Annotated in this window: 15 protein-coding genes; 11 read left to right on the top strand and 4 right to left on the bottom strand. The window is 48.5% G+C overall.

Annotation, left to right across the window (positions count from 1 at the left end):
• Window positions 1-8: 8 nt before the first annotated feature.
• Window positions 9-1,598 carry a sensor histidine kinase gene (locus DXN05_RS13690; protein WP_116847826.1) on the bottom strand — a complete coding sequence of 530 codons (1,590 nt, stop codon included), beginning with the start codon at window positions 1,596-1,598 and terminating at the stop codon, window positions 9-11.
• 208 nt (window positions 1,599-1,806) lie between these two features.
• Here DXN05_RS13690 and DXN05_RS13685 point away from each other — a divergent pair, with 208 nt between their 5' ends.
• The 5 genes from DXN05_RS13685 to DXN05_RS13665 all read left to right on the top strand — a co-directional run bounded on the left by DXN05_RS13685 (window position 1,807) and on the right by DXN05_RS13665 (window position 7,085).
• The gene (locus tag DXN05_RS13685) at window positions 1,807-2,133 is read left to right on the top strand and encodes a DUF3175 domain-containing protein (protein WP_116847973.1); all 327 of its coding nucleotides are present in this window, start codon (window positions 1,807-1,809) and stop codon (window positions 2,131-2,133) included.
• Between the two features lie 108 nt (window positions 2,134-2,241).
• Window positions 2,242-2,472, top strand: coding sequence for a hypothetical protein (locus tag DXN05_RS13680; RefSeq protein ID WP_116847825.1), 231 nt, complete (start codon window positions 2,242-2,244; stop codon window positions 2,470-2,472).
• Window positions 2,473-2,857: 385 nt separating this feature from the next.
• Window positions 2,858-3,532 carry a response regulator transcription factor gene (locus tag DXN05_RS13675; RefSeq protein WP_116847824.1) on the top strand — a complete coding sequence of 225 codons (675 nt, stop codon included), beginning with the start codon at window positions 2,858-2,860 and terminating at the stop codon, window positions 3,530-3,532.
• A gap of 11 nt (window positions 3,533-3,543) precedes the next feature.
• Window positions 3,544-4,818, top strand: coding sequence for a sensor histidine kinase (locus DXN05_RS13670; protein WP_116847823.1), 1,275 nt, complete (start codon window positions 3,544-3,546; stop codon window positions 4,816-4,818).
• A gap of 95 nt (window positions 4,819-4,913) precedes the next feature.
• Window positions 4,914-7,085, top strand: coding sequence for a TonB-dependent receptor (locus tag DXN05_RS13665; RefSeq protein ID WP_116847822.1), 2,172 nt, complete (start codon window positions 4,914-4,916; stop codon window positions 7,083-7,085).
• 193 nt (window positions 7,086-7,278) lie between these two features.
• Here the strand turns inward: DXN05_RS13665 and DXN05_RS13660 are convergent, their stop codons facing one another.
• Window positions 7,279-7,740 (bottom strand): DUF4268 domain-containing protein, encoded by a 462-nt coding sequence (locus DXN05_RS13660; RefSeq protein ID WP_116847821.1) that lies wholly within the window; start codon window positions 7,738-7,740, stop codon window positions 7,279-7,281.
• A 90-nt stretch (window positions 7,741-7,830) separates the two neighbouring features.
• Between DXN05_RS13660 and DXN05_RS13655 the strand changes: the two genes are divergently transcribed.
• Window positions 7,831-8,250, top strand: a complete 420-nt coding sequence (locus DXN05_RS13655; protein WP_116847820.1) for a hypothetical protein — start codon at window positions 7,831-7,833, stop codon at window positions 8,248-8,250.
• Window positions 8,251-8,253: 3 nt separating this feature from the next.
• Here the strand turns inward: DXN05_RS13655 and DXN05_RS13650 are convergent, their stop codons facing one another.
• Window positions 8,254-9,150 (bottom strand): aldo/keto reductase, encoded by an 897-nt coding sequence (locus tag DXN05_RS13650; RefSeq protein ID WP_116847819.1) that lies wholly within the window; start codon window positions 9,148-9,150, stop codon window positions 8,254-8,256.
• A 175-nt stretch (window positions 9,151-9,325) separates the two neighbouring features.
• Between DXN05_RS13650 and DXN05_RS24485 the strand changes: the two genes are divergently transcribed.
• The 5 genes from DXN05_RS24485 (at window position 9,326) to murB (ending at window position 15,174) form a co-directional block, all read left to right on the top strand.
• The gene (locus tag DXN05_RS24485; protein WP_158559245.1) at window positions 9,326-9,496 is read left to right on the top strand and encodes a hypothetical protein; all 171 of its coding nucleotides are present in this window, start codon (window positions 9,326-9,328) and stop codon (window positions 9,494-9,496) included.
• Between the two features lie 231 nt (window positions 9,497-9,727).
• A complete protein-coding gene (locus tag DXN05_RS13645; protein ID WP_116847818.1) occupies window positions 9,728-10,498 on the top strand; it encodes a lysophospholipid acyltransferase family protein in 771 nt (256 codons plus the stop codon).
• Window positions 10,499-10,512: 14 nt separating this feature from the next.
• A complete protein-coding gene (gene priA, locus DXN05_RS13640; RefSeq protein ID WP_116847817.1) occupies window positions 10,513-13,026 on the top strand; it encodes a replication restart helicase PriA in 2,514 nt (837 codons plus the stop codon).
• Window positions 13,027-13,060: 34 nt separating this feature from the next.
• Entirely contained in the window at window positions 13,061-14,176 is a 1,116-nt protein-coding gene (locus DXN05_RS13635; protein ID WP_158559244.1) for a suppressor of fused domain protein, read from the top strand.
• Window positions 14,173-15,174, top strand: coding sequence for a UDP-N-acetylmuramate dehydrogenase (murB, locus tag DXN05_RS13630; protein ID WP_116847815.1), 1,002 nt, complete (start codon window positions 14,173-14,175; stop codon window positions 15,172-15,174). Before DXN05_RS13635 ends, murB begins: the two co-directional genes overlap by 4 nt.
• A gap of 193 nt (window positions 15,175-15,367) precedes the next feature.
• On the opposite strand, the gene DXN05_RS13625 is transcribed toward murB, so the two are convergent.
• Window positions 15,368-16,912 (bottom strand): sigma 54-interacting transcriptional regulator, encoded by a 1,545-nt coding sequence (locus tag DXN05_RS13625; RefSeq protein ID WP_116847814.1) that lies wholly within the window; start codon window positions 16,910-16,912, stop codon window positions 15,368-15,370.
• Window positions 16,913-17,023: the final 111 nt, after the last annotated feature.

Below are 17,023 nucleotides of genomic sequence, written 5' to 3'. Positions count from 1 at the left end.
CAGGATTGTTATACCGGCACCTGTTCTGCTGCCTGTTGTTTTACCGGCAGCACAATAATAAAGGTCGATCCTTCCTGCTCCTTACTGGTGGCAGTGATAAAGCCGTTGTGTTTGTCGATCACTTTTTTTGCAATGGCCAAACCAATGCCTGTACCCTCGTATTCTTCCTTGGAATGCAGGCGCTGGAATATGGTGAATATTTTGCTAAGATACCGTTCATTAAACCCGATACCATTATCGCTGATGCTGATGCGGCAATAACTGCCTGCTGCATCCGGTTCGGCCGCAGCATCTTTATCGTTCACCAGTGCAGCTTTAATGCGTATTTCAGGTGTCACCTCTTTTCGTGAAAACTTCAGCGCATTGCTGATGATGTTCTGGAACACATGCCGCATCTGGCCCGGCACTGCTTCTACCAATGGAATATCATCGATATGAATACTGGCCTGTTTCTCGGTAATAACCAGCTCCAGGTCAGTAAGTATATCGGCAATCACATCATTCAGGTCAACCGGCGCAAACAGCCTGGTAATGGATATTTCAGAGTAACTGAGCAGGTCGTTAATCAGCAAACGCATGCGGGTAGAGGCATTCATCACCCTGTCCAGGTACATCGCGCCTTCCGACTGGTCTGCAAGGTACTTATCCCGCACCATATGGCTGAATATCTGGATCTTCCGCAGCGGCTCCTGCAAATCGTGGCAGGCTACCGAGGTAAACTGCTGCAGGTCGTGATTGCTGGTTTCCAGTTCGGTATTCATTTTCTGCAAGGCCAATGTACGTTCGGCCACACCGCGTTCCAGCATTTCGTTGATCATTTTTTGCTGGTGTATATCCGTAAAGGTGCCTACCCATTTAATAATTTCATTGTTGTGCCGTACCGGTGTAATGGCCAGCAGGTGCCAGCGATACTCGCCTGTGGCAATATGTTGTATGGCCAGCTCTGCCGTGTATTGTTCACGGCGGCTGATGGCCGTAAGCAGGTGGCCCGATACAGACAAGGCTCCCGCTTCTGTTTGCGGAAAGGCGTTGTTGTCACGCGCATATTGCAGCCAGTGGCCATTCACAATTTCAACCGATCCGTCGGTTAATGCAGTAAAAGCAAGTTGGGGAATAGAATGCAGCACAGAATGCAGCTCGGCCACACGTTCTTTCAATTCGTTCTCGGCCTGCTTGCGCGATTCAATTTCTTCGCGCAGTACCTGCTGCATTTCGTTCAGCTCACGCGTTTGCTCGTACAAACGGTAAAAGGTTTTTACCTTCAGCAACAGGATATCCGGGTCAAATGGCTTGGTTACATAATCAAACCCGCCCGACATATATCCTTTGGTGATAAAACGCTTGTCTGTATTAACGGCACTGAGAAAGATAATAGGTGTATCCCTGGCCTTGCCGTATCCCGAAATAGCCTCTGCCACTTCAAAACCGTCCATGCCGGGCATCTGCACATCCAGGATGATAAGCGCATAGGTATGTTTCAATACCTTTTTCAGCGCCTCCTCCCCCGAGTTGGCAGTATCTACGTTAAATAAATTGATTTCCAAAAGCGTTCGTAAAGAGTACAGGTTTTCCTCTTTATCGTCTACAATCAGTACCATAGTTTGTTCCTACAGAATTTCAAAGGAAACCGGTACGGCCCGGGTTGGCTAATACCTGCCTGTCCAGGTTCCTTTTTGCATCCTTGTTTGTTTAAAAAAGGATTGTTGACCTCTTTGTCTATCATTACCTTTTGCAAACCGTAGCATCGTTGTTCCCTGCCGGCTGTTGCATATTGGTATTTTACTTGCACACCCTTTTAAAAAAGCCATGCCATTAAAAACACCACGCAATAAACGCAAAAACACTTCCAAAAAGCGTAAATGGTCTGCCGCAGTAACACAAAACAGTGATGCGCTTACGTTGCAGCAACGCATTTTTACCAAAACCGATCCGGCGGCCATTGCCAGCTCTTTGAAGCGTTCGGCTCAAAAAAGTCACCGCAGAAAAGGAACGCCCTTTCAATCGGCCATGTCCATGCTCAATTTTTATATCAATCGCGCAGGACATAACCTATCAAAACACCAGCTGGATATTCTTGAACAAGCAAAGGATGAATTGCGCAGGCTATTTCACCGGCAACCTGCCGCCACCTGATGCTTTCTCAACAATACGCCACAAGTTGTGGAATTTTCACCCCAATACAATGCCAGGCATTACCAAAAGCTGGTATGCTTTATGGATTATGTTGTTTAAACACCTATTATGCAACAAACAAACCAATCTGCGCTCAACCGCAAACTGAAAGATGCAGAGCGTACCGATACACATAAAGGCCAGGCGCCTGTTCGTGAAGGCAGCGACGGCCATTCCATTGCGGCAGACAAGGAAAGTGGGCACAAAAAGCATTATCCCAAACCCAGCACAGCCGATAAACAATACAAACAGCAGGATGAATTTATTGACCGCGACAATGATGATAAAAGCGAAAGCTGAACAAAAAGGCCTCGTCCAGGCTTAACCGGGACGAGGCCTTTTTACATACAGTAACATTCCGCCTGCCAGCTGCATGGCCCCGGCTCCCTGTTCTTTTCACATATGCACGCACCGGGTATGATGCCGGTGGCTGCGGAATGTTGTAATCCCGTTCTACAGGATCTGAAGAATATATACTGACTATTCAACGGCCGTGTAACTTAGCAGGGCAAAAAAACATGCCAAAGCTTTACCCACCGGGTTTGTTATCTTGCAGGGTATCCGTGGCCTCTGAACGTGGATTTATTTCACACAGCCGGGTAAAAACTGCTATAGAATGATGCGCTGAAAAGCATATCCCTGTTGCATTGTATGGCAAGTGGCTCAAACAATAAAAATAAACAGCATGAAAGTACTGGTAATAGAAGATGAACCGGCCCTTTCGAAAAGTATTTGTGATTACCTGCAGGATGAACAGTTCGCCTGCGAAACAGCAGCCGATTTTCATGCAGCCATGGAGAAAATAACCCTGTACGATTATGCCTGTATTATTTTGGACATTACCCTGCCCGGCGGCAGCGGACTGCAATTACTCGATGAGCTGAAAAGCAGTGATAAAAACGACGGCGTACTGATCATCTCAGCCAGGAATTCGCTCGACGACCGCGTAAACGGCCTGCGCGCCGGTGCAGATGATTACCTCGTAAAACCCTTTCACCTCAGCGAACTGGGCGCCCGCGTGGCAGCCATTATACGCCGCAAATCGTTTGACGGGAAAAACATCCTGCAATTTGATACACTTACGCTCAACCTCAACGAAAAAACAGCGCTGGTGAATAATAAAAAAATGGAGCTCACCCGAAAGGAATACGAGCTGCTGTTATATTTCATCAGCAATAAAAATAAAGTCATCAGCAAAAACGCCATTGCCGAACACCTGTGGGGCGATCATATGGATATGGCCGGCAACTATGATTTTATTTACACGCACATCAAAAACCTGCGTAAAAAAATGCTGCAGCTGGGCAGCGCCGATTACATACAATCCGTGTACGGGATGGGTTATAAATTCAGCCTGTAAACCGCAGCCACATGAAACTATTCAGCCGCTACAACCGTATTAACCTGCTGGCCACCGTGGTTATTTTCCTGCTGTCGAGCGGGGCATTTTATGCGTTGCTGCGATATGTGCTGATTGACCAGGTAGATGATGATTTAAAAATTGAACAACACGAGATCATTACCTATGTAAACAAATACAACCGCCTGCCCGAAGTAGTACCTGTGAAAGACCAGGTAATACAATTCACACCCGGCAAAACAATTTTTCACAAACGGCAATTGTTTAATGCCAAACTCCACGACCCTATTACACAGGAAGAAAAACCCTTTCGCCAGCTGCGTTTTAACATAGCAGCAGGCGGGCAGTGGTATACGGCCGGGGTAGGCAAATCACTCGATGATACCGATGCCCTCACAGCCGCCATCATTACCATTACGCTGGGAACCCTGCTGCTGATATTGCTCGTTTCTTCCATCATTAACCGGCTGGTATTAAAAAAGCTGTGGAAGCCATTTTACCAAAGCATGCAGGTAATACAGGGCTTTTCACTGGCAGGCACACAACCCCTGCAATTTACTGCCAGCGGTACCGATGAGTTTGATTTTATGAACCATGTACTGCAGCAAACCACGCAAAAGGCAGGACAGGATTACCTGGTTCTGAAAAACTTTACCGAAAATGCCGCACACGAACTGCAAACGCCGCTGGCCATCATTCAATCAAAACTCGATGTGCTGATACAGGATGAACAGCTCACCCCGCACCAGGGCCAGGCCGTACAATCTGCTTACGAAGCCATCCAACGCTTAACACATTTAAACCAATGTTTACTGCTGCTGGCCAAAATCGAAAACAAACAATTCAGCGATACCGAACAGCTGAACCTGGAGCAGGCAGTATCCCAAAAACTGCAACACCTCGAAGAACTGATACACGCGCAACAACTCACCACGAAGGTTCAGTTACAGCCCGCCACTATTACCATGAACCCTGCCCTGCTCGATATACTGCTCAATAACCTGCTAAGCAATGCCATCCGCCATACCCATACTGGCGTAATTGCCATTACCCTCGAACCATCCCGTTTGCAGATTGGCAATACCGGCAACGCTCCGCTAAACAGTGCACACCTGTTCACCCGCTTTTATAAAGCAGATGCAGGCAATGCAGCACACAACGGGCTGGGACTGGCTATTGCCCATGAAATATGTGCCGTATCCGGGTACCAGCTGCAATATGCATTTAACCATGGCTTACACGTTTTTACCCTCACATTCACCGAACAAATGCAACAGTCCGTGTAACGAATGCAGTTGGGTTGTAATTTCAGGTACAAACAACGCTTCAGTATTTCACCAGATTCTGCGCTTTTATTTGTACCTGCAATAAACCTGCTTTTATGCCCAGATGGACATGCCTGTTATTGATTTGTTTATTGTTGCATGTTGCAGCAACAGCACAGCGGACCATCACAATTACCGTACAGGACAAATTAACCCATGAACCTGTTGCCGCCGTTACGGTAAAAAGCAATGAACAAATAATTACTACCGGCAACGCCAAAGGCGCCGTGGTACTGCACCTGCCCGATACGGTAAGCACATTTCAATTTACAGCCGTGGGTTATGAAGACCTGGAACAACAACTGCAACCCAATGCAGATAATATGGTGTTACTGATGCAGCCTGATGAAAACACCCTCAACGCTGTAGTTGTTTCATCAACCCGCACCAACGACCGTATTGAAAATGCCACCACCAAAGTAGAAGTGCTGGGCCAGGAAGAAATGAATGAAGAAAGCATGGTAAAACCCGGCAATATCGCCAGCATACTCGGTGATATCAGCGGCGTGCAGGTGCAGCAATCCTCCGCAGCATCGGGCAATACCAATATACGCATACAGGGACTAAACGGGCAGTATACCCAGCTGCTGCGCGATGGCATTCCGCTGTACGAAGGCTTCTCCGGCGGCTTTGGTGTACTCAGCATTCCCCCGCTGGATTTAAAACAACTCGAACTGATCAAAGGTGCAGCTTCCACGCTCTACGGTGGCGGTGCCATTGCAGGGCTTATCAACTTTATTTCAAAAAAGCCTGCCTATACCCCAGAAGCTACATTCGTTGCCAGCCAGAGCACATTGGGCGAAACCAATATCAATGGCTATTACGCGCAAAGATGGAAACAGGCAGGTTTTACGCTGTTTGCAGGCCAAACGTTTCAACAACAGAAAGATGTTGACAAAGACGGCCTGAGCGATGTGCCCGACATCAACAGTACCTTAATTCATCCCACCCTGTTCTTTTACCCAACTGATAACAGTTATGTATCCATCGGCTGGTCGGGCAGTTTTGAAAAACGCAAAGGTGGTGATATGGAAGTATTGCATGGCAAGGCAGATAGCGTGCATACGTATTTTGAAAACAACAAACTCAGCCGCAACACTTTTACCTTCATTGCCGGCAACCGCTTCAGCAGCAGGGTATCTGCCACACTCAAAGGCAGTTACAGTTTGTTCCACAGGGATATTGCCACCAATACGTACCTGTTTAATGCCAAACAGCAGAACTTTTATACAGAAGCGGCACTGGCAGTCAATTTGCCCAAACACAACATCAATACCGGCATCAATATTACCGGTGATGTGTTTACGCCCGATGCAGCCACACCCGCACCACTGGGCCGTTTTTCCAATACCACGCCCGGTATGTTTGCACAGGATACCTGGCAGCTGTTTCCCCAAACCAAAATTGAAGGAGGCCTGCGTGTAGATCACCACAATGATTACGGCACATTTGTTTTACCAAGACTGGCCGTATTTCAGCGCATCAACAGCACCTGGGGCATACGTACCGGTTTTGGCATGGGCTACAAAACACCCAACGCCTTAACGCCGCAGATAAAAGATTATGACCTGGTAGATATATTGCCCATTGGCCCCGGCGTACGCCCGGAAAAATCAGCCGGCTGGAACTTTGAAGTAAATTACAAAAAGGAGTTTGGTAAAGGCAACAGCTTCTTTATTAACCACGCATTCTTTGTTACGCAAATTAACAGCCCTGTAATAGGTACTGAAGATGCACAGGGCATGCTCAGTTTTGCCAACGCGCCAAAACCCATTCACACCAAAGGTTTTGATACTTACGTGCAAATGCAGCTGCACAGCGGCTGGGAGTTTTACCTGGGTTATACACTCACCGATGCAGAACGCACCTATCTTTCGCAAAACCAGTTTATGCCCTTAACACCACGCAACCGCGCAGCAGCCACCGCTGTATACAAGCCAAACGATAGCTGGCGTTTCGGATTGGAAGGCTCGTACAATGGCAGGCAATACAGGGATAGTGACAGTAAAACGCCGGACTATTACTTCATTGCCCTGATGGCGGAAAGGAAATTCGGTAACAAAATAAGCCTGGTGCTCAATTGCGAAAACCTGCTCGATGAACGGCAGAGCAAACATGAAAGCCTGTACACCGGCAGCATTACCCATCCTGATTTTAAACCGTTGTGGGCACCTATTGACGGGCGCATAATAAACCTGGCCCTTCGCATAAAACCCTTTGCCAATTAAACCGGAGGCCATTGGTGCAACATCGTTTTAATTTTTGTGCCTGTTGTTGGCGAAATGAAAGGAAATTGTATCTTCCCATCGCCGGAGGATGACGGGATAAGCCGGCAGTGCATTAAAACACTTTCCCATCCCGGAACCTTGACCTACTGTAAACGCAAACGGGCTTCTTCTGAGGCCCGTTTATATTTATAGCTTATCCCAATAGCTCAAATATATCTTTCACATCGTACCAGAACCTGTCCAGCGCTATCAGCCGCGGTTTAAAAAACGAGATCAGCGCTGGCCAGTCTTTTTGGTTGAGCACATTTACCTCATCCAGCTCCGTATAAATAAAACTGATCGGTTTGCCGCTTTCATTTTCCGTTTCTTCCTGCCACTGCCATTCTTCATCCAGCGCCTCGTGCAGCTGCGGTTTCATTTGCAGCAGCGTTTGGTAAAACAGGTGCCTTTTCTCTGCATCGCTATGCGTTATTTGTATGCCGATAAAAGCATTGTCCCGGTCTGCATCCATTTTAAAATACAGTTGCCTGATGCCGGTTTTATAGTTCACCCAGTTTATTTTTTCCCCCGAAGCCGCAGGAACGGGTTGCATATAATGCCCGAAAGCCGTCCAGAATGCCTGCCGCAGCTGCGATGCCTGTTCACGTGTGTACATGCCGCAAAAATAATCAATTGGTGTTTCTCCCGGTGTAGTCTCACCTGCCCCCACTTGCAAACATGGGTTCTATGAATTAGCTTTGCCATCATGATCAACCTGAAAAGAATACTCCTGGTTACTGCGCTGGTACTGGCATTTACAGGTGTGCGTAGCTTCGCCCAAACAAAAACGCTCTCGCTTCAGCTGCTCGAAACGCCCGATCGCAAAGAGAAAATCGATTTCCAGTTAAACAACAATGGCCAGGATACGGCTTATTATACCATTTCCCTGCAGGCCCTTATTAACGATGAATGGAAAGAGGCTGATCCCGATGTATTAAACAACCTGCCCAATAAAGCCGTTTCGGTTCGCGCCATTGCGCCGGGCGCCAAAGAACCGCAATCCTATGCCTTTTCACGCCTCGATGCAGGCACACGCAATGCCGCAGGCAGGTTACGTTTTAAAGCCCAGTACGGCAGCAATTCCGATGAGCTGGATAAAACCGTTTACTCCGAAACATTCAAATAATACTTAACGGTGTTCTGTATAAAAAACAGGCTTTACTGCGTGTTGCAGGGTTTCTTTCTGCGCGGCAGATAATGCAGCAACGCCTTTTCCATCTACCATATCATTTAATTGCTGCAGGGTGCGTATGCCCAATACTGCTGTAGCCACCGGTTGCTGTAACACATACCCCGCCGCTGTTTGGGCAGCGCTGCGCTCCAGTTGCACGGCCAGTTGCCCGATTGCTTTGGCTGCCGCTGCCACTGCCTGTTCTTCATACCCGTTATAGGCTGCTGCGGGTTTGCCTGCCAGCAGGCCTTTGGCCACGCTACCCCTTGCCAGTACACTTACTTCGTGTTGCTGTAACAAGGCAAGGCAGCTTTCTTCCGGCCTTCTGTCAAGCAGGCTGTATTGCATCATCACGCTTACAATTGAACTCCTGCGCAGGTATTCGGCAATTACATTGGGACGAATGGAGGAAATGCCATACCAGCGTATTTTACCCTGTTCCTTCAACCGCTCAAATGCTTCAATGGTATCATCCATCGGGTCGTTAATGGTGCCGCCATGCAGCTGGTACAGGTCAATATAATCGGTTTGCAGGCGGCGCAGGCTTTCATCTGCCGCTTTCAATATATATTCCTTGCGCGGGTTCCAGTCCCACCCGCTGCCATCGCTGCGCCACTGGTTACCTGCCTTGGTGGCAATGATCGCCTGCCTGCGCCTGCCTTTCAGCAGTTTACCCAGCATGCGTTCGTTTTCACTCTGGTTGTATAAATCTGCCGTATCAAACAAATTGATACCGGCGTCCATTGCCTTGCCGGTAATGGCTTCGTTCACGGCCATATCGCTCCCGAGCGACATACACCCGAAACTGATTTCACTTACGTAGAGGTCTGATTTCCCCAGCCTGTTCTGTTGCATCGTGCAAAGATAGTTTAGATGGCTGAATGGCCGGATTGCTGAGGAAACCGGTATACCTGCAGCAGCACTGTTTTCCAGGGCAAATGGCACGACTTATGCACAGGTATGTGATTAAAATTCTGTTTCCCCAAGCCGATAAAAACCTACATTCGCACACCTTATGTTGAAAACGTCTATGGAAAATTTCCCCTCCTTTTTACCGGAAGAATTACCCACCAAAAAGCTCACACCGGCCGACAGCAATGCGGTTCCCGTATGTGACCTTACCGTTTGGCAGGAGTACGACGGCGAGTGGTACGTAGACGGCACTGCCATCCCCTCCAAAGAACAACCGGGGCAAGCCTAGGTGTGCATTCAAACAATGAGCAGGCCTTGGGTGAATACTGAATAGTCAATAGTGAAACATAACTTAACATTCTACATCCCACTCTTTGTGCCCTCTGCGCAAAAATCTTTGCGCTCTTTGTGGTTAATAAAAAACGCTCCGATCCCCGCTAAAATCTCCGCTTGGATCTCCTTCAAAAAAAGCTCGCAGCTCGAAGCTCGCAGCTAAAACCTATTCCCTATTTTTATCCGCATGAAAGCACTCCGGCGTTCCCTGCAATACCTCTATGTTATCTGGGCTTTATTATGGTTTGTCGTACTCATGCTGATTGTAGTGCCTTTTGTACTGCTTGCCGCCTTGTTCGGCAAAGTAAAAGGCGGTAACATCACCTACCGCATCTGCAACCTGTGGGCATTGGCCTGGTATACAGTAAACGGCATCCGCCACAAAGAAATTTACGAATCAAAGCCCGATCCCGGCCAGCACTATATTTTCGTGGCCAACCATAGCTCCTACATGGATATTCCCTGCATTGTACGCAGCATTCACCAGCCCATGCGTGTACTGGGCAAATATGAAATGGTGAAATACCCCGTGTTTGGCATTATTTACCGTATGGCCGTGGTATTGGTTGACAGGCGCAGTGCCGAAAAACGGGCGCAAAGCGTGCGTGAACTGAAAGCAGCGCTGCACAAAGGCATCTCCATTTTTATTTTCCCGGAAGGCACGTTCAATGAAACCGGCGATTGGCTCAAAGAATTTTTCGACGGCGCATTCCGCATCGCCATTGAAACACAAACCGCCATTCACCCGCTGCTGTTTGTAGATACCCCTGAACGCATGCACTACAGCGGCTTTTTCACACTTACTCCCGGCCGCTGCCGCGTGGTATTCCTGGAACCCATACCCGTAGCGGGATACAGCATGAAAGACATGGCGCAGCTGAAGCAGCTGGTACACAACCGCATGGAGGAAGGGTTAAAAAGATACAGGGAATTACCCGCTTCCAACAAACGGGTGTAAATTCGTTGCTCATAATGACGGAGCAAAGCAACACCAGCCAGTTATTGTTTTCACAACCCACCGGGCAGGCAGCCCTGTACGCAGAAGTAATTGTGCCGCTGGCACTGCCTAAAAACTATACCTGGAGCATTCCCCCGCACCTGCAGGCAGGCGTGCAGCCAGGCATTCGCGTAGAAGTAGTGCTGGGTAAAAACAAGAAATATGCAGGCATCATCAAACGCCTGTTTACCGAAAAACCCGGCGCCTTCGATCCAAAGCCTATTCTCAACATACTGGATAATGAACCACTGGTTCATCCTGCGCAGCTCGAATTCTGGGAATGGATTGCCCGCTACTACCTCTGCAGCGAAGGCGAAGTAATGCAGGCCGCAGTGCCGGCAAACCTGAAGCTATCCAGCGAAACCATTCTTATCTGGAATGAAGAACACGAAGAAGATTTTGAGGGACTGGATGATGAAGAATACCTGGTGGCCGAAGCCCTGCTGCTGAAAAAAGAACTGCGCCTGTACGAAGTGCAGCAGATTCTTGATGCCTCGCATGTGTACCCCGTAATTAAAAGACTTATTGAGAAAAGGGTATGCCATGTGTGGGAAGAGCTGAAAGAAAAATACAAGGAAAAGAAAGAAACCTATATTACGCTGCAGCCTGCCTACCACAGCGAGGAAGCAATGGCTGGGTTACTCAATAACTGGAACAGTACCTCCCGCGCACCCAAACAGATGGAGCTGCTGCTGGCGTACCTGCACCTCGAAAAAACAACCGGCGAAGTCACCCAAAGCGAACTGCTCAAAAAATCAGGCGCTACTTCCGCACAGCTGAAGGCGCTTACCGATAAAGGCATACTGCGCGCTACCAAACGGGCCATTGACCGTATTCAGCGCCTGCCAAAAGACCTTAGTATCGATTTCGCCCTCTCCCCTGCACAACAGCAGGCATTGGACGAAACCAGGCACCTGCTGCAGGAAAAACAGGTATGCCTGCTGCACGGCGTTACCTCGAGCGGTAAAACACAAATTTACATACAGCTCATTGAGCAAAGCATACGCGAGGGGCAACAGGTATTGTACCTGCTGCCTGAAATTGCATTAACGGCACAGATCATCCGCAGACTACAGAAACATTTCGGCGGCCACATCGCCATATACCATTCCAAATTCAACCCCAATGAACGCGTGGAAATATGGAACAAGGTAAAAAGCGGCGACATCAAGGCTGTACTGGGCGCACGCTCTGCATTACTGCTGCCGTTTAAAAACCTGGGGCTGATTATCGCAGATGAGGAACACGATTCATCCTACAAACAGCAAGACCCTGCACCACGTTACCAGGCAAGGGATGCAGCCATATATTATGCAGGTTTATTCAATGCCAAAGTATTACTTGGCTCGGCCACACCTTCCATCGAAAGCTATTACAATGCCCTGCAGGGCAAATACGGTTTGGTTAAACTCACCGAACGTTTCGGCAATGTAGCCATGCCCGAAATTGAACTGGTAGATGTGCGGCAGCAACAACTGCAGCCCAACCAGCCCAAAGTGATGATCACTCCCAAACTGCAGCAGGCACTGGAAGCATCGGTAGCGCAAAACAAACAGGTAATCCTGTTCCAGAACAGGCGTGGTTACTCTCCTTACCTGCTGTGCAGCGTATGCGGCTGGATTCCGCATTGCCAGCATTGCGATGTAACACTCACCTACCACAAATCAAAAAACAAACTGGCCTGTCACTACTGCGGCACTACCTACCCGGTAATGCATACCTGCGCAGCATGCGGCAGCCATAACTTTATACAGAAGAATTTCGGTACCGAAAAGATTGAAGAAGCCATCGCCGAAATATTCCCGGGCATGCGCATCGCCCGTATGGACCTTGACAGCGTCAAGGGCAAAAACGACCACGATAACCTCATCAAACTTTTTGAACAGCAACGCATCGATGTACTCATCGGCACACAAATGGTAGTAAAGGGGCTCGACTTTGAAAACGTTAACCTGGTGGGCATACTGGATGCAGACGCCATTCTCAACTTTGCCGATTTCAGGGTTAACGAACGCGCCTACCAGCTCATGGAGCAGGTAAGCGGCCGCGCAGGCCGTAAAGATGGCGAAGGCAAAGTGCTGATACAGGTAAGCAATACCACACACCCGGTGCTGGGCTTTGTGCAGCAGCACAATTACGGGCAGCTGTTTCAGTTTGAGTTGCAGAACAGGCAGCAATTCTTTTACCCGCCCTTTTCGCGCGTAATACAACTCGTATTCCGCCACAAGGAAGACCATATTGCCGAAGAAGCCGCCCACATCATGATCAGCGGCTTAAAACCCAATTTCCAGCAATACCTCTCAGGCCCGGCCCAGCCTGCCATACACCGCATACGCAACCAGTTTATATGGGAAGTATTGCTGAAACTGCCGCGCAATGCGGCATTGATACAGCAATGTAAAACCGAAATACAGCAGCAAACAGCCATCATTCAATCGAACAAAAGATACAGGGCTGTGGTTATTGTGCCGGATGTTGATCCCGTATAAACACGTTATCACAAACCCTTTTACAGATACTGATATGGAAAGCACACCCGCTATTTTACTGGAGCAGCCCAATAACCGCAGTACCTTATTTGCGATTGTTGAGCAGGATGAACGAACGGCCTGGTTTTATATTTACCCGTCTGAAGAAAGCGGCAAACGCTACAACATGCGCAGCTGCTGGCTTCGCAACCTGCAGCCCGGCCCTGCACACAGGGATATTGATGCACTTGCCGAAGGCATTGCCCCTATGCTGGAAGTTACCGCCTGCAACCATCCCGAAGGCAAAGAACCACTGGATGCATCGCTGCTTGCCGTGATATGGACACCTGAAGACGATGGCGCTACCCTGTTGTACAACAACGAAATTATTGCCGTTATACCCGGCTGGTCGCTGTACCTGGAAGAGCCTGTTGCCTATGCGGCAGACTGCATTGCGCCTTCTATGGACGGACTGGTATTGCCTATGCCTGAGCTCACAGCAGACAATGCATTGCTCAGCAAAACAGCTACATCCATTGCATTCTGGCAGCAATGGAGCGATGAAAAACAAAATCCCTGGAAAGATATACAGGAACAACTGCTCAGTACCTATGAAGCCTGTCTTGGGCCTGTACAGCAATACTTCGCCATCGACAACCAGCAATGGCCACCAATGGCGCTGGCCAGGTTTGAGAAAAACGGCATCGTGTATTTCATTACACTCGGTGTAAGCATACGGCCCATGCCCTGGGTAGAGCACCTGTACCATGAACAGGCAGCAGATTTCAGGCGCATGGAAATAGGTTTGGCAGTAAGCACCAATGATTTCTCGGAAGACGAAATTATGCAGATGGCCACCGGCATATCATCCCTGGCCGACCTGCCCTGGCGCTCGCTCAGCTGGCTTGGTGAGGGGCATACCATTCACTCAGCCAGTGTGCCTGCACCCTTTGAAAGTTTTATTCTTTCCTCCGCACTCGAAAGCGGTATCGAATTAACGATGCCCGCTATGTACGAAGATAAAATAAACCTGTACTGGGCAAGTCCCATTACCGCTGAAGAGCGCGAGTTTGCACACCGCGAACCCAATGGCGGTTATACCTTGCTGGAGAAAATGATTGAACAGGATATTACGCAGGTGGTTAAAAAAAGAGAGAGCATTGCTTTATGATCGAATACAACAAATCGCTGCAGCCCTTTAATACATTCGGTATGGCCGTTACGGCCAGGGAATTTGCCGTATTTCAATCGGCAGCACAGCTGGCTGAATTAACTGCCCGGGGAAGCAACCCCCTGATATTGGGCGGCGGCAGTAACATGCTGTTCACCGGCAACTACGATGGATTGGTATTAAAGAACGAACTGAAAGGCATTGAGCTGGTTAGTGAAGACGATCGCTACTACTACGTAAAAGCGCAGGCCGGTGAAAACTGGCACCAGTTTGTGTTGCACTGCCTTGCACAAAACTACGCAGGCCTCGAAAACCTGAGCCTGATACCCGGCTGTGTAGGCGCTTCGCCCATGCAAAACATCGGCGCTTACGGCGTGGAAATAAAAGATGTATTCCATTCCCTTGAAGCCTGGCACCTGCACGATAAAACCATTGTTACCTTTTCCCTTGAAGATTGTGGTTTCGGCTACCGCGAAAGCGTTTTTAAACGCCGGTACCGCAACCAGTTTGTAATCCTGAACGTTACCTTCAAACTGCTGAAGAAGCCCGTATTTCATACCACGTATGGCGCCATAGAACAGGAGTTGCAGCGTATGGGTATAAAAGACTTATCCATACAAGCCATTTCACAGGCCGTCATTAATATTCGCAGCAGCAAACTGCCCGATCCCGCCGAGATTGGCAATGCAGGCAGCTTCTTTAAAAACCCCGCCATATCCACTGTTCAGTTTCAGCAGTTGCAGCAGCAATTTCCCAACATGGTTGGCTACCCTGTAACCGGCAACGAAACCAAACTGGCCGCAGGCTGGCTTATTGAACAATGCGGCTGGAAAGGCTACCGCAAAGGCGATGCAGGCTGCTACCCCAAACAAGCCCTGGTACTCGTTAACTACGCCCATGCCACCGGTAAGGAAATTTACCAGCTATCAGCAGAAATCATCGCCAGCGTACAGGAAAAGTTCGGTGTAACACTGGAACGTGAAGTCAATATCATTTGATGGTTCAATGGTTACATGGCTATATGGTTGGCATCTACAACTAAAAAGAGCGCGATGCGCTCTTTTTAGTTGATGCTCTATGTCATTTGCGGGGTTTTCCTCTGTGAACTTTGTCCGTAGGACTCCTTCGGAGCGGTTAAAAATTCGCTAAGTTCTCCGCTTCGATAAAAAGCTAACCGCTAAAAGCTGATCTCTAATTAAAATCATCTTCATTGATCTCATCATCCTCAAAATTCATCTGGCCCAGGTTCATCATACTGCCTATGAGATCTTTAAATTCAATACGCCCCTCAATCATCTTTTTGCTGATGAGTGAATAAGCAGCCAGGCCATGCAATACAAATTCCATCAGCAATGCGTTTTCCTTTTCATTCGCATGCGGGAAGTATTTCTTTACAAAACCGTACAGCCCATCTACTTTATACAAGGCAGCAATTTTCTCTGCATCGGTCATGTCAACCAGCAGGTCAACATGATTGCCGCCATCGAACCAGCGGGTGATGGCCTTGTATGGGTTATCACCTTCTTTTTCTTCAACAGATTTTTTACCGGACGGTGTTCTTTTCTTCTTGGAGGTTTCCGGGTTAGGGAAATAACTCACAAACTGTGTGCGGATGGCCTTGTCAAGCAGGTTTACGGCTACCTGGTACGGACCTTCCTGCTCGCCTTCATACACCAGTTCAATTTTACCGGTAATGGCGGGTATTACGCCCACCAGGTCGCTCACCCATACCTGGGTTTGTTTTTCCTGGTGAATAATGGCCCTGCGTTCTGCACTGCTTACTGCGTTTTCATAAGCGGCGATGGTTAAACGGGCGCTCACACCGCTTTTCTTGTCAACGTACTCATTGTTGCGTGCCTCAAAAGCCACCTGCTCTATCAGGCGTTTTACAAGGTCGCTCACACTTACTTTCTGTTGCTGTTCTTCCAGTATATCGGCTTCCTGCTCGGTAATGGCGAGCGAGGTTTCGATGTCTTTGGGATAGTGTGTCAGGATCTGGCTTTCTATCCTGTCTTTCAGCGGTGTTACAATGCTGCCGCGGTTGGTATAATCTTCCGGGTTGGCCGTAAACACAAACAGGATATCGAGCGGCATACGCAGTTTAAAACCACGTATCTGTATATCACCTTCCTGCAATATGTTGAAGAGCGCCACCTGTATGCGTGCCTGCAGATCGGGCAGTTCGTTGATCACGAAAATGCCGCGGTTGCTGCGCGGTATAATGCCGTAGTGTATTACACGTTCATCTGCAAAACTCAGTCGCAGGTTGGCTGCTTTTATGGGGTCGATATCACCGATCAAATCGGCCACGCTTACATCGGGTGTAGCCAGTTTTTCGCCGTAGCGTTCACTGCGGTGCAGCCATACAATGGGTGTTTCATCATCGTGTTCTGCAATCAGGTCTTTCGCGTATTTGCTCAGCGGGTTCAGCGGGTTATCGTTTACCTCGCTGCCTGCAATAATGGGTACATACTCGTCGAGCAGTTCAGTCATCTGGCGGGCCATGCGTGTTTTGGCCTGGCCGCGCAAGCCGAGGAACAGGATGTTGTGCCTGCTCAGCAATGCCCTTTCTGTATCGGGTATAACGGTATCTTCATAACCCATGATACCGGTAAATGGATTTTCTTTAGTGCGTATTTTCTCAATCAGGTTTTTCCTGATTTCTTCTTTTACTGAGAGGGGTTTGTATCCGCTTTTTTTCAGCTCGCCTAATGTTTTGATCTTTTCTATGTTCATGCGCTCTTTTGTTTGTAATCTTCCTGAAAGATTGTGTTGAGGCCCGTAAAGGCCTGCCCTGCGCTTAGCGCCGCAGCTGCTTTTTGTGGCAATACAACTGTATTACAAGGA

The sequence above is a fragment of the Deminuibacter soli genome, from assembly GCF_003412455.1.
Classification (GTDB): Bacteria; Bacteroidota; Bacteroidia; order Chitinophagales; family Chitinophagaceae; genus Deminuibacter; species Deminuibacter soli.
Note: the sequence above shows the minus strand (reverse complement) of the source record. Positions and strands in the feature narration are given on the sequence as shown.